This window comes from Amycolatopsis sp. 3B14 (assembly GCF_050958625.1).
Classification (GTDB): Bacteria; Actinomycetota; Actinomycetes; order Mycobacteriales; family Pseudonocardiaceae; genus Amycolatopsis_E; species Amycolatopsis_E thermoflava.
In genome coordinates this window covers 18,415-31,000 of record NZ_JBHZEN010000058.1, presented here as the reverse complement: position 1 = coordinate 31,000, position 12,586 = coordinate 18,415, and the positions used below count along the sequence as shown (strand labels likewise).

Below are 12,586 nucleotides of genomic sequence, written 5' to 3'. Positions count from 1 at the left end.
GGAAAAATTAGAACACGTTCTTGCCAGCGGTCAACCGGGCGAGCATGCTGGGCGCATGGACCTTGCCGCGATCGAGGCGATCCGCCGGACCAAGCACGCGTACCTGCGCTGCGTCGACCTGAAGCGCTGGGACGAGATCGGCGGGACCTTCACCGAAGACGCCACCGCCGACTACGGCACCCCCACCTACGGCGACCCGATCCGCCTGTCCGGCCGCGACGCGATCGTGGGCTTCCTGCGCGAGCGCCTGGTGCCCGAGATCATCACGGTGCACCTGGCCACGCAGCCGGAGATCGACGTCGACGGCGACACGGCCACCGGCACGTGGGCCTTCCAGGACCAGGTGATCGCCACCCAGCACAACGTCGCGATCATCGGCGCCGCCTTCTACTCCGACCGCTACCGGCGCGAGGCCGACGGCGTCTGGCGGATCTCGCACACCGGTTACGTCCGCACCTACGAGGCGATGCTGTCGCTGGCAGACCTGAAGAGCTTCCAGCTCACCGCGAACCGGTGGGCCGTCCCGTCCGCTTAGAACACGTTCCAGGAGTCGCCGGTGCTCACGCAGCCGTTCGCCGAGGCACTCGCCGAGGCCGAGAAGATCATTACCGAGGCACCGCACATCGCGAGCGAGGCCGACCTCGTGGAGGGTCTGGACTACCTCGCCGGCAGCATCCGCGCCTCGCTGCAGATGGCCTGGGCGTACGAGAAGGACTTCCCGTTCTTCGTCCGCTCCACCGGCCCGTACACGAAGATGGGCCTGGACAACCCGGACACCCTGTACTTCCACTCCTACCTGCGCGACGACGCCGAGTACGTCGTCACCGGGCGGCGCGGCACCACCGCCGACCTGAGTTTCCAGGTGCTCAACGGCAACTACTCCCCCGTCGAGGTGCCGGACAGCCTCACCGCGTTCGACGACCGCGCCTTCGACATCGACGCGGACGGCCGGTTCGAGATCCGGTTCGGCCCCGGGCTGAGCGGCCCCAACCGCTTCCCGCTCGGGCCGGGCTCGGCGATGCTGATCGTGCGGGAAGTGTTCAGCGACTGGGCCGCCGAGCGGCCGGGGATGGTGCGCATCCACCGCGCCGGCGCCGAAGGCGCGGCTCCGCCGCCGCTGTCGCGGGACACGCTCGCCAAGCGGTACGGCGTCGCGGGCAAGATCCTGCTGTCCCGGCTGAACACCTTCCTCGCCTTCCCGAAGTGGTTCTACCTCGACCTGCCGGTCAACACGATGACCGAGCCGCGCGCCACGCCGGGCGGGCTGAGCACCCAGTTCTCCTCGGTCGGGCACTACGACCTCGACGACGACCAGGCGATGGTGGTGACCGTGCCGCGCTGCGCGGACGCGCCGTACCAGGGCATCCAGCTGGGCAGCATGTGGTACATCTCGCTGGACTACGCCAACCACCAGACGAGCCTGACCGCGGACCAGGCGCGGGTGGACCCGGACGGGAAGATGCGGTTCGTCATCAGCGAGCGCGATCCCGGCGTGGCGAACTGGCTGGAGCGCACCGGGCATCGCCGCGGGTACGTGCAGATCCGGTGGCAGCGGCTGTCGCGTGACCTGAAACCGGACGACGGGCCGGAGGTCGAGATCGTGCCGGTGGCCGAGCTGCCGGACCGGCTGGCCTACTACGAGCAGGCGACGGTGACCCCCGCGGAGTGGTCCGCCCGGATCGCGGCCCGGCAGGCCGCCACGGCCGCGAGGATGCTGGGCTGATGTTGTTGCGCGACAAGGTGGTCGTGGTGTCCGGGGTCGGGCCGGGGCTGGGCCGGTCGATCGCGGTGGAGAGCGCGAAGGCAGGCGCGGACGTGGTGCTCGCGGCGCGCACCGAGTCCCGGCTGGCGGAGGTCGCCAAGGAGATCGACCAGCTGGGCCGCCGCACGATCTCGGTGCGGACGGACATCACCAGCGAGACCGACGCCCAGCGGCTCGTCGAGGCCACTGTGGACGCTTTCGGCCGGGTGGACGCGCTGGTGCACAACGCGTTCGCGATCCCGCCGATGACGAACCTGGCCGACGTGGACCTGGACGGGGTGCGCACGGGGTTCGAGGCGAGCTCGATCGCGGCGCTGCGGCTGACCAGGTTGTTCCTGCCCGCGCTGGAGTCCGCGGGCGGCTCGGTCGTGGTGATCAACTCGGCGGTGCTGCGGCATTCGCGGCAGCCGTACGGGCCGTACAAGATGGCGAAGGCGAGCCTGCTCGCGCTCGCGCAGAGCCTGGCGACCGAGCTGGGGCCGCGTGGCATCCGGGTCAACTCGGTGGCGCCCGGCTACATCTGGGCGGATTCGCTGAAGTGGTACTTCGGATATCTCGCCGAGAAGCGCGGGATCACGCGCGACGAGGTGTACGCCGAGACCGCCTCGACCATCGACCTGCGCCGCCTGCCCGAACCGGACGAGATCGCCGACGCCGTGATCTTCCTGGCCTCGCCGATGGCGCGGGCCATCACCGGGCAGTGCCTGGACGTCAATTGCGGCGAGTACCACCATTGAGGAGGCTTCGGCGATGAGCATCGGACGCGACAGCGTCGGCACGGTCGACGACCTGCACGCCTCCGCGACCCGGTTCTGCGGGTTGAGCGACTTCGGGGGCGACGAGCACCGCGAGGGCCTGGCCGTGTTGCTGGAGTCCTACGCGCGGGACGCCGCGCTGACCCCGTTCGGCAACAAGATCAAGCGCGCGTTCCTGCGGCAGGCGCTGGTGGCGCGGCTGCTCAGCGAGGAGGCGTGGAAGCGCTTTCCGGAGTACGCCGAGGTGCCGGTCGAGCGGCCGATCTTCGTCACCGGACTGCCCCGCACCGGGACCACCGCGCTGCACCGGCTGCTCACCGCCGATCCGGCGCACCAGGGGCTGGAGGTGTGGCTGGCCGAGGTGCCGCAGCCGCGGCCGCCGCGCGAGACGTGGGCGGACAACCCGGTGTTCCAGGGCATCCAGGCCGGGTACGAGAAGCACCACGTCGAGCACCCGGAGTTCCTCGGCGTGCACCACAGCTCCGCGGAGCAGGTCGAGGAGTGCTGGCAGCTGCTGCGGCAGTCGGCGAAGTCGGTGTCGTACGAGTGCCTGGCGCACGTGCCGACGTACTCGGAGTGGCTGGCGGCGCAGGACTGGACCGACGCGTACGCGCGGCACCGGCGCAACCTGCAGCTGATCGGGCTGCCGGACCGGGGCAAGCGGTGGGTGTTGAAGAACCCGTCGCACCTGTTCGCGCTGGACGCGCTGCTCGCGGTCTACCCGGACGCGCTGGTGATCCAGACGCACCGCGCGCCGGAGACGATCATCGCGTCGGTGTGCAGTCTCAACCAGCAGGCGTCGGCGGGGTGGTCGACGGTGTTCGAGGGCCCGGTGGTCGGCCGGTCGCAGCTGGAGCTGTGGTCCCGCGGCGCGGCGACCTTCAAGCGGGAACGGGCCAAGCACGACCCGGCGCAGTTCTACGACGTCGACTACGCCGACTTCGTGGCCGACCCGCTGGCGGTGGTCGCGTCGGTCTACGACCACTTCGGGCTGCCCTTCACGGCCGCCGCGGAGTCGGCGATGCGGGCGGTGTACGAGGAGAGCACCACCGGCGCCGGCCGCCCCTCGCACCGCTACACGCTGGAGGAGTTCGGCCTGACGGCCGAGGAGGTGCGGGAGCGCTTCGCCTGAGGGCCGAGGACGGCTGCCCCCGTCACGGCATCAGGCGGGAGAGGTGGTGATCCACGAGCGAGATCACCTCCGCCGGCGTCCGGTGTCCCAGCAGGACCGCGTCGCCGAGACCGGCGACGAGGGCCAGCAGCAGGTCCGCTTCCCGGATCGGGTCCAGGTCGGCGTGCAGGTCACCGTCCGCCTGCGCGGCGGTGATCATGGCGGAGATGGCGTCGCGGAGTTGCGCGTGACCGAGGCGGAACCGCTCGGCGATCTCCGGGTCCTTCAGCGCGCGCACCACGAACGCGTTCGCGACCAGCGCCTCGGTCCGGCTCTCGTCGTCGAGCGGCAGGAGTGCGATCAGCGCGGCGCGCAGGCCGGGCAGCTCGGCCTGCGCGGTCCGCAGCCGGTCGCCGACCCGGTCGCGCAGCGTGCGCGTGGCATAGCGCAGCATGTCGTCCCGGCTCGGGAAGTAGTGCTGCACCAGGCCCTTGGAAATGCCGACCTCCGCCGCGACCTCACCGAGGCTCACCGCTTCCAGGCCCCGGTCGGCCGCGATCCTGCGGACCGCGTCGGCGATGAGCTGTCGCCGCTGCTCGTGATCGACCCGCTTGGGCACCAAGCCACCTTTTCACAATACGAACGGATTGCAAACCGTCCCGGACCTGTTTACGATGCGATCGTATCGTCAAACAGGGAGGTCTCCATGACGCTCGGCGGATTCACGTCGCCGCAGGCCCGCGTCGCGTACGACGCGGCCTACGACCGGGGGTTCGCCGCGCTGCCCGCCCCCGCCGAACAGCGCGACGTGGCCACGGCGTTCGGCACTGCGCGCGTCTACCGCTTCGGGGAACCCGGTCCCGCCCCGATGGTGCTGCTTCCCGGCCGGGCGGGCACGACGATCATGTGGGAGCCCAACCTCCCCGCGTTCACCGCGCGCGGCCCGGTGTACGCGCTCGACCTGATCGGTGAGCCGGGACGCAGCGAGCAGACCGCGCCCATCCGCGACGCCGACGACCAGGCTGCGTGGCTCGACACCGTGCTCGCCACGCTGGGCCTGCGCGACGTCCACCTCGTCGGCTACTCCTTCGGCGGGTGGCTCGCAGCCAACTTGGCCGTGCGCGCACCGGACCGGCTCGCCTCGCTGACCTTGATCGACCCGGTGCGGACCTTCGCCACGTTCCCGGGCTCCCTGCTCGTGCGCACCACCCTCGCGCTCGTCCCCGGCATCCGGCGCTGGGCCCGCCCCGCCTTCCTGGCCTGGATCTCCGGCGGAGCCGAGGTGGCCGAGGACGACCCGGTGGCCACGGTGATCGACGAGGGCATGCGGACCTACCGGATCGCGCTGCCCACGCCCCCGCTGTTCACCGACGCGCAACTGCGCGGCCTGACCGTCCCCGTCCTCGCACTCATCGCGGCCCGCAGCGTCATCCACGACGGCCGGCGCGCGGCCGCCCGCGCCCGGGAGCTGCTGCCGGACGCCCGCGTCGAGCTGTGGCCGGCGGCCACCCACGCGATCGCGGGCGAGTCGGCCGACGAGGTCAACGCCCGGGTGCTGGAGTTCCTCGCCGAGCTCGAGCAACGACGTGCGTCACCGGAGCGCGCCTGATCTAGCGAACGCTGTCGAACCGTTCGGTGCCGACCACGCCGAGCAGCTGCAGCTTCTCCGCCGCCTCCGTGCGCGGCGGCGCCGTGAGCACCAGCAGCATCTGCGACTGGTCCTCGGTGAACAGCACCTGGCAGTCCACCTCGATCTCACCCAGCTGGGGGTGCACGAGCACCTTGTGGTCCACGAACCGCTTGGCCACCTCGTGCCGTTCCCACAGCTCCGCGAACTCCGGGCTCGCCTTCGTCAGCACCCGCACCAGCTCGCCGGCCCGGGACTGCGGCCCCATCGACCCGAGTGCCGCCCGCAGGCCCGCCACGAGGGCCCGGCCCTGGCGCCCCCGGTCGTGCTCCGGGTAGATCCGGCGCTCCGCGGGATCGGTGAACCAGCGGTAGATCTCGCTGCGCGCCCAGCCCGTCAGGTGCGACCGGTCGCCGTAGAGGGCGTCCGCCATGCTGTTCTGCACCAGCACCTCGCCGAGGTTCGACAGGATCAGCGCGGGCGTGTCCGACAACCGGTCCAGCACGCGCTGCAGGGCCGGCGCCACGTGCGCCGCCGCCACCACCGGTGTGGGTGCGTTGCGGCCGGCGATGCGGAACAGGTAGTCACGCTCGGTGCCGGTCAGGCGCAGCGCCCGGGCGAGCGCGGCCAGCATCTGCTCGCTCGGCTGCGGGCCACGCTGCTGCTCCAGCCGCGTGTAGTAGTCGGTGGACATCGCCGCCAGCGCCGCGACCTCCTCCCGCCGCAGCCCCGGCGCGCGGCGGCGCGGCCCGGCAGGGAGCCCGACGTCCTCCGGCCGCAGCTGTTCCCGGCGGCTGCGCAGGAACGCCGCCAGCTCCACACGGTCCATAACCCCAGTATCCGCCCCCGGACCGGGCGAACCAGGGACCGCCGATCCCCCGATGAGCGATCTCTGCACCGGCCTGTCGCGCCCGGCCAGACTCGGGAGCATGAACATCAGCGGAAACACCATCTTCATCCCGGGTTCCACCAGCGGCATCGGCCTCGCCCTCGCGCGGCGGCTGCGGGCCAAGGGCAACACGGTCATCGTCGGCGGCCGCCGCACCGAGCTGCTCGACTCACTCGCCGCGGACGGGTTCGACACCGTGCGCATCGACACCGCCGACGCAGGCAGCATCCGCGCCGCGGCCGACGAGGTCATCCGGAAGCACCCCGACCTCAACGTGATCATCGCGATGTCCGGCATCATGCGCGTCGAGGACTGGCACCACCCGGAGGGCTTCCTGTCCTCGGCCGAGGAGACCGTGACGACGAACGTGCTCGGCCCGATCCGGCTCATCGCCGCGTTCGTCGAGCACCTCCGGAGCAAGCCCGACGCGACCATCGTGACCGTGTCCTCGGGCCTGGCGTTCGCCCCGCTCAAGGCCACACCGAGCTACAACGCGAGCAAGGCCGCCATCCACATGCTCAGCGAGTCGCTGCGGCTGCAACTGGCGGACACCTCCGTCAAGGTCGTCGAGCTGGAGCCGCCGTCGGTGCGCACGGCCCTGCTGCCCGGCCAGGAGGAGAGCGAGTTCGCCATGCCGCTCGACGACTTCGCCGACGAGGTGGTCAAGCTGTTCGAGACGCAGCCGGACGCCAAGGAGATCCAGGTGGAGAACGTGAAGTTCCTCCGCTACGGCGAGGCCCGCGGCGACTACGACCAGGTCGTGGCCACCCTCAACGCCGCGGACCCGCACGGCAAGTGAGGAACGTGAGGACGATCTCCCGCGCCGTCGCCACCGTGGCCTCGAGCGCGGCGGGATCGCGCGCGACGCGTTCGGCGCCCGCCCGCATGGCGCCGGACAGCAGCTCCACCGCGAGCGCCACGTCACCGACGTCGCGGAACTCGCCGCGGGCGATGCCGTCCCGGACGACCCCTTCCACCTCGGTCACCACCGCGTGGAACGGGCCGTCCGGGCCCTTCGGCAGGTCCGCGACCAGCGGCCCGGCACCGGGGCGGAACACCAGCCACAGCGCCTGATCCGTGGCCGCCTCCAGGACCGCCGCGACGGTCTCCCCCATCCGCTGCTCCGCCGGGTCCGGGCGCGCGGCGATCCCGGCCACCCGCTCACGCAGGGGCAGGCCGGCCCGCTCGGCCAGCGCGAGGACCAGCGCGCTCTTGTCGCGGGCGTAGTTGTAAAGCGTGTTGCGCGCCAGGCCGGCCCGGGCCGCGAGGTGGCCCAGCGTGATCGACTCGTAGTCGCGTTCGAGCAGCAGCTGCCGCATCGCCTCGGCGAGGTCGGCCCACACCTGCTCGTGGTGCTCCCCGATGCTGGCGCCCCGGATCCGCGGCACCGGTCACCATCCCGCGGCGACCAGGTGCTGATTCTCCTGGTGCGAAGCGGTGAGCTTCACGCGTGTGAGGCGCCAGCCGTCCGGCGTGCGGACCGCCTCGTTGTCGTAGAAGCCGGCCAGCAGCCACCGGTCGCTCGTTTCCGGGAGCCAGTGCTCGGCGCGGACGTGCGCGTGGATGGTCGCCCGGTCGCCGTCGAGGGTGATGACGGGGCCGGTGATGGCGTGGTGGGTCGCCGCGAACGGGGCGAACGAGGCGCGGAGGATCTCGACGTAGCCGGCGAGCGGCGTGGTCGTCGGGGGGAGGCCGGTGACCGATTCGAAGTCGAGCGTGAGCGGGTCGGTGAAGACGCGCCCGGGCAGGTCGGTGAACTCCTTCAGGTCCGCGATGTCGGCGTACTTCCCGAGCAGTTCGACGAGGTCGGCCCGGTCCTGCGGTTCGGTCATGGAGTTCTCCTTTTTACGACATCCTGTCGCAAAGATTACGACAGATCGTCGTGAAAGTCACGCGTGCGATGCTGGCCGGGTGAACGACCTGTACCTGACCGGCGTGCGCCCGTGGGGCGGCCCCCTGTCCGATGTGGCGATCCGCGACGGCCGGATCGCGGCGGTGACCGCGGCCGGCGGCCTCGCACCGGAGGGCGTGCCGCTGCTGGCGGGCGAGGGGCGGTTGCTCGTCCCCTCGTTCTCCGACGTGCACGTCCACCTGGACTCCACGCGGCTGGGCCTGCCGTGGCGGCCCAACGACTCCCCCGGTGGGGTGTGGGCGAACATGCTGCACGACCGCGCCCACTGGCGGGACGGCGGGCCGCCGATGGCCGAGCGGTCCACGCACATGCTCGGCCTGCTCATCGCGCACGGCGTCACCCGCGTCCGCGGCTACGCCCAGGTCGACGCGGACTGCAAGCTGGAACGACTGGAAGCCGTCGTCGCCGCGCGGGAGGCGCACGCCGGCCGGGCCGACGTCGAGATCATCGCCTTCCCGCAGGCCGGGTTGCTGCGCGAGCCCGGCGTGCCCGCGCTGATGGAAGCCGCGCTGCGGGAGGGCGCCGGCGTGATGGGCGGCATCGACCCGTGCGGCGTCGACGGCGACCCGGTGCGGCACCTCGACATCGTGTTCGAGCTCGCCGACCGGTACGGGGTGCCGGTGGACGTCCACCTGCACGAGCCCGGCGAGCTGGGCCTGTTCAGCCTCGGGCTGATCATCGAGCGGACGCGGGCGCTGGACCTGCGCGGCCGGGTCACCATCTCGCACGCCTTCACCCTCGCCCACACCCCGTCGCCGCGGCTGGACGAGGTGCTCGCCGAGATGGCCGAGATGGACATCTCGGTCGCGACCGTCGCGCCGCCGGGCCGCAACACGCTCCCGCTCACCCGGCTGACCGAGGCCGGCCTGCGTGTCGGCCTCGGCGACGACGGGCAGCGCGACTACTGGTCCCCCTACGGCAACGCGGACCTGCTCGACCGCACCTGGCAACTGGCGTTCACCAACGGGTTCCGCAACGACCACCTCGTCGAGCACGCGCTGGCCGTGGGCACCTGGGGCGGCGCGACGGTGCTCGACCCGTCACTGCCGCGGCTGCGGGACGTGCGGGACCGCCCCGGAGTCGCGGTCGGCGACCCGGCGGACCTGGTGCTGCTCGACGGCGAGGCACCCGCGGCCGCGGTGCAGGACCGGTTGCCGCACCGCACGGTGGTCCACGCCGGGCGGGTGGTCGCTCACGACCTCGCGCTGGTGTGAAGGAGCGCGCCGACGGCGAGTTCGTAGATGCCGCGCAACCGCTCGAACAGCGCGGGGTCGCTGTCCGGGGTGATCTGCGCGGTGGCGCTGACGGCGACGGCCCGGCGCCCGTCCAGGGTGGCCGCGGCGAACTGCGTGTAGCCCGGGGTGTTGCCGGTGTGCCCGTAGACGCGGCCGTACCGCGTGTCGTAGCGGAAGATGCCGAGGCCGGCCGCGTTGACGCCCGGCCCGGGCGGTTCCGAACCGCCCGGCCGGAACGTGAGCTGCGCGGCACGCACCGCCGGGTGCAGGAGGGCCCGGTAGCCGCCGATGAAGCGCGCCAGATCGGCCGGTGTGGACACCACTCCGCCGGAGGCCCAGCTCCAGCCCGCGGCGACGAGCGTGGTCACGTCCTCGGCGCCGTCGTAGCCGTGCAGGTGCGGTTCGGGCAGCGCGGACCCGCGCGGCAGGCTGGTGCGGTGGAGCCCCAGCGGCTGCGTGACGTGCTGCCGCAGCAGGTCCTCGTAGCGCGCGCCGGTCGCGGCCTCGCACATCAGCGCGACGAGGACGTTGTCCGAGTTGGAGTAGGCGTACCTGGTGCCGGGCGCGAACAGCGGGCCGGGGTCGTCGAGGTAGCCGAGCAGGTCGCGCGGGGGCGGCGGGTCCTGCAGGGACGCCAGCAGCGCGTCGCGGAACCGCTGCGACCGGCTGAAGTCCGGGATTCCGCTGGTGTGGCCGAGCAACTGGCTGAGGGTCACCCCCGACCACTGCGGGGGGAAACCGTCCAGCCGCCGCCCGACCGTGTCATCGAGCCCCAGCCGCCGGCGGCTCACCAGGGACAGCGCGGTCGCGGCGCTGAACGCCTTCGCCACGCTCGCGACACGCATGTGGTCGTCGGGCCGGGGTTTCCGGCCGGTCGCCACATCGGACACGCCGACGCTGTGGAAGGCCGTCCCGTGGCTCCGTCTGAACGCGACGGTGATGGCGGGCGGACCTCCTGGCGCGCCTTGCAGTTCGCGCATCGCCTCGCGCAGTGCGCGCTCGACGGGTGGTGATTCACCGGCCACCGCGCGGCCCGTGAGGACCGTGCACCCGGCCGTGCCGAGTGCCCCCAGCTTCAGGACCGTCCTGCGCGACAGTGCCATCGAGCGAGGGTAACACCGCGACCGGTCAGAGCTGAAGCGCCGATTTCTCTTGCCGCAGAAGCGAATCGATCTTACCGGGGTGCTCGTCGGCGACCACCACGGCGCCGCGGACCAGGTCGCGCGCCCCGTCGAGCAGCTCCGCGGCGAGCGCCAGCCCGACCTCGGCCTCCCGCTTCCCGGCAGCCTCCAGTTCGGACAGTGCCCGCGGCGGGATGGTCACGTCCGGGACCTCGTAGGCCAGGTACTCGGCTTCGGCGAAGCCGGACAGCGGTGCGATCGCCACCAGGACCGGGATGTCCACACCGGACAGCTCGGCGACCAGGCGGGACAGGCCCTCCAGCTCGTAGACCGGCCGCGTGATGAGGAACTGCGCGCCCGCGGCGATCTTCGCCTTGGTGCGGGACAGTTCGGCGTCCGGGTCCTCCGCGCCGGGGTTGACGCGTGCCCCGATGTGGAAGGCGGTGCGGGTGGCCAGGGTGAGCCCGGTGTGGTCGCGGCCGGAGTTGAGGCCGGCGAGCAGCCCGATCAGGCCGACCGAGTCGACCTCCCAGATGCCGTCGGCGCCCGGGTAGTCGCCCAGCGGGACCGGGGTTCCGGTTTCGCACACGACCGTGCGCAGGCCGAACGCGTGGGCGCCGAGCAGGTCCGCCTGCAGCGCCGCGAGGGACCGGTCCCAGGCCGTGACCGTGGTGATCGTGTCGACGCCCGCCTCGCGTTCCAGGCGGAGGGCCTCGCCGAAGTTGCCGCGGACCAGCGCCAGACCGGCGCCGCGGACCCGCTCCACGTCCTCCGGTTCGCCGTGCGGGGTGACCTGCGTGGCGAGCACGAAGCCGGGCCGGGCGAGACGGCGGGCGAGCGGGCTCTGCGGCGGCGCCGGGCGCGGCTTGGGCACGGCCGTGACGGGGTTGGCCTGGCGGGGCCGAAGGTCGGCCAGGCGCGCGACGACCTCGCGGATGTGGCCGGGTGTGGTGCCGCAGCAGCCGCCGATCATGGCGGCGCCGTGCTCGGCGAAGCGCCGCGCGTACCGCCCGAAGTGCGCGCGGGCGACCGGGTAGGTGAAGCGCCGCCCGGTGCGCCGCGGCATGCCCGCGTTGGGGTGCACGCCCACCGGCAGGTCGCCGGCGTCGCGGAGTTCGTCGAGGATCGCGAGCATGTGCTGGGGGCCGACGGTACAGTTGGCGCCGACCGCGGTGACCGGGAGGCCGGTGAGGGCCTTGACGACCTCGCGGGGCGTCTCGCCGGCCGGGGTGAGGCCGTCGCTGGTGAAGGTGGCCTGGGCGACGATCGGGAGGTCGGTGACCTCCGCGGCGACCGTGACGGCTTCGACCAGCTCGTCGAGGTGGCCGAAGGTCTCCAGGACCAGCAGGTCGACGCCGCCGTCGACCAGGGCCTGGACCTGCTCGCGCACGACCTCGGCACGCTCGTCGGCGCGGACGCCGGCCCGCGAGCTGGAGGACACCGCCGGGGAGACGGACCCGGCGACGAAGATGGTCCGGTGCACGCCGCGACGAGCCTGCCGGGCGAGCCGCACGGCGGCGAGGTTGATGTCGCGGGCGCTGACGGAGCACCCGTGCTCGGCCAGCCGCAGCCGGTTGGCGCCGAAGGTGTTGGTGAGGAGCACGTCCGCACCGGCGGCCACGTAGCTCTCGTGGATGGTGCTGACGAGCTCCGGGTTCGAGAGGTTGAGTTCCGGCAACGCCCGGTCCAGCGAATTGCCCGCCACGTGCAGGACGGTGCCCATGGCCCCGTCGAACACCAGAACCCGCTCGGACAGCTGCTCCGCGAACCGACCTCTCACGTACCCTCCCGGCGCCGTTACCTCCGGGCGTGCACGTGCACGAGGATCCGGCCGGCGCCGCACCCCCACCAGAGCACCGCGCCGCCCGCCATGACACCCATCCTAGGCGCTGAGGCGGGCCGATCGACCGGTTCGACACCGCAGGTGCACCACCGCTGGGCCGTCCGGGTGACCCGCCCACCACACCGGCGGCCGGTCGGCGTGCGATATGTTGTCGTTCACCCTTCGATGGGTGCGGGTGCTGCTGCGTGCGCCCGCCTGGGGCCGGTAGCTCAGCTGGTTAGAGCAGGGGACTCATAATCCCTTGGCCGCGGGTTCGAGCCCCGCCCGGCCCACCGGTTCTGACCAGGCGTTATGGCTTGTTGGTTGATCATCTTCTTGCGGCTTGTCCATG

The 12,586-nt window shown here is 72.4% G+C and carries 13 protein-coding genes and 1 tRNA gene; 8 read left to right on the top strand and 6 right to left on the bottom strand.

Annotated elements, in window-relative coordinates; translation table 11 throughout:
- The first annotated feature begins 55 nt into the window (after positions 1-55).
- From ACCP09_RS30190 to ACCP09_RS30175, 4 genes are read left to right on the top strand one after another with little or no spacing between them, the layout of a single operon-like run.
- Positions 56-535, top strand: coding sequence for a nuclear transport factor 2 family protein (locus ACCP09_RS30190; RefSeq protein ID WP_237336983.1), 480 nt, complete (start codon positions 56-58; stop codon positions 533-535).
- Between the two features lie 21 nt (positions 536-556).
- A complete protein-coding gene (locus tag ACCP09_RS30185) occupies positions 557-1,723 on the top strand; it encodes a hypothetical protein (protein WP_433752042.1) in 1,167 nt (388 codons plus the stop codon).
- On the top strand, positions 1,723-2,499 hold the full coding sequence (locus tag ACCP09_RS30180; RefSeq protein ID WP_433752040.1) for an SDR family oxidoreductase: 777 nt from the start codon (positions 1,723-1,725) through the stop codon (positions 2,497-2,499). Before ACCP09_RS30185 ends, ACCP09_RS30180 begins: the two co-directional genes overlap by 1 nt.
- Before the next feature lie 13 nt (positions 2,500-2,512).
- Positions 2,513-3,649: a sulfotransferase family protein gene (locus tag ACCP09_RS30175; protein WP_123682779.1), complete on the top strand. Its 1,137-nt coding sequence runs from the start codon at positions 2,513-2,515 to the stop codon at positions 3,647-3,649.
- A 22-nt stretch (positions 3,650-3,671) separates the two neighbouring features.
- Here the strand turns inward: ACCP09_RS30175 and ACCP09_RS30170 are convergent, their stop codons facing one another.
- Positions 3,672-4,247, bottom strand: coding sequence for a TetR/AcrR family transcriptional regulator (locus tag ACCP09_RS30170; RefSeq protein ID WP_433752037.1), 576 nt, complete (start codon positions 4,245-4,247; stop codon positions 3,672-3,674).
- 87 nt (positions 4,248-4,334) lie between these two features.
- Between ACCP09_RS30170 and ACCP09_RS30165 the strand changes: the two genes are divergently transcribed.
- The gene (locus tag ACCP09_RS30165; protein ID WP_433752035.1) at positions 4,335-5,237 is read left to right on the top strand and encodes an alpha/beta fold hydrolase; all 903 of its coding nucleotides are present in this window, start codon (positions 4,335-4,337) and stop codon (positions 5,235-5,237) included.
- A 1-nt stretch (position 5,238) separates the two neighbouring features.
- Here the strand turns inward: ACCP09_RS30165 and ACCP09_RS30160 are convergent, their stop codons facing one another.
- Positions 5,239-6,084 (bottom strand): helix-turn-helix transcriptional regulator, encoded by an 846-nt coding sequence (locus ACCP09_RS30160; protein WP_027930965.1) that lies wholly within the window; start codon positions 6,082-6,084, stop codon positions 5,239-5,241.
- 100 nt (positions 6,085-6,184) lie between these two features.
- Here ACCP09_RS30160 and ACCP09_RS30155 point away from each other — a divergent pair, with 100 nt between their 5' ends.
- Positions 6,185-6,943 (top strand): SDR family oxidoreductase, encoded by a 759-nt coding sequence (locus ACCP09_RS30155; RefSeq protein WP_378333076.1) that lies wholly within the window; start codon positions 6,185-6,187, stop codon positions 6,941-6,943.
- Here the strand turns inward: ACCP09_RS30155 and ACCP09_RS30150 are convergent.
- Both ACCP09_RS30150 and ACCP09_RS30145 read right to left on the bottom strand, forming a co-directional pair.
- Positions 6,915-7,532, bottom strand: a complete 618-nt coding sequence (locus ACCP09_RS30150; RefSeq protein ID WP_433752033.1) for a TetR/AcrR family transcriptional regulator — start codon at positions 7,530-7,532, stop codon at positions 6,915-6,917. The genes ACCP09_RS30155 and ACCP09_RS30150 overlap by 29 nt on opposite strands.
- A gap of 3 nt (positions 7,533-7,535) precedes the next feature.
- On the bottom strand, positions 7,536-7,976 hold the full coding sequence (locus ACCP09_RS30145; RefSeq protein ID WP_433752031.1) for a nuclear transport factor 2 family protein: 441 nt from the start codon (positions 7,974-7,976) through the stop codon (positions 7,536-7,538).
- 79 nt (positions 7,977-8,055) lie between these two features.
- Between ACCP09_RS30145 and ACCP09_RS30140 the strand changes: the two genes are divergently transcribed.
- Positions 8,056-9,270 (top strand): amidohydrolase family protein, encoded by a 1,215-nt coding sequence (locus ACCP09_RS30140; RefSeq protein WP_433752029.1) that lies wholly within the window; start codon positions 8,056-8,058, stop codon positions 9,268-9,270.
- Here ACCP09_RS30140 and ACCP09_RS30135 read toward each other — a convergent pair.
- Together ACCP09_RS30135 and ACCP09_RS30130 are read right to left on the bottom strand one after the other, a co-directional pair.
- Positions 9,249-10,394, bottom strand: a complete 1,146-nt coding sequence (locus ACCP09_RS30135) for a serine hydrolase domain-containing protein (protein WP_433752027.1) — start codon at positions 10,392-10,394, stop codon at positions 9,249-9,251. The genes ACCP09_RS30140 and ACCP09_RS30135 overlap by 22 nt on opposite strands.
- A gap of 25 nt (positions 10,395-10,419) precedes the next feature.
- Entirely contained in the window at positions 10,420-12,192 is a 1,773-nt protein-coding gene (locus tag ACCP09_RS30130) for a homocysteine S-methyltransferase family protein (protein WP_027930971.1), read from the bottom strand.
- 261 nt (positions 12,193-12,453) lie between these two features.
- Here ACCP09_RS30130 and ACCP09_RS30125 point away from each other — a divergent pair.
- A tRNA-Ile gene (locus ACCP09_RS30125) sits at positions 12,454-12,527 on the top strand.
- Positions 12,528-12,586 lie beyond the last annotated feature (59 nt).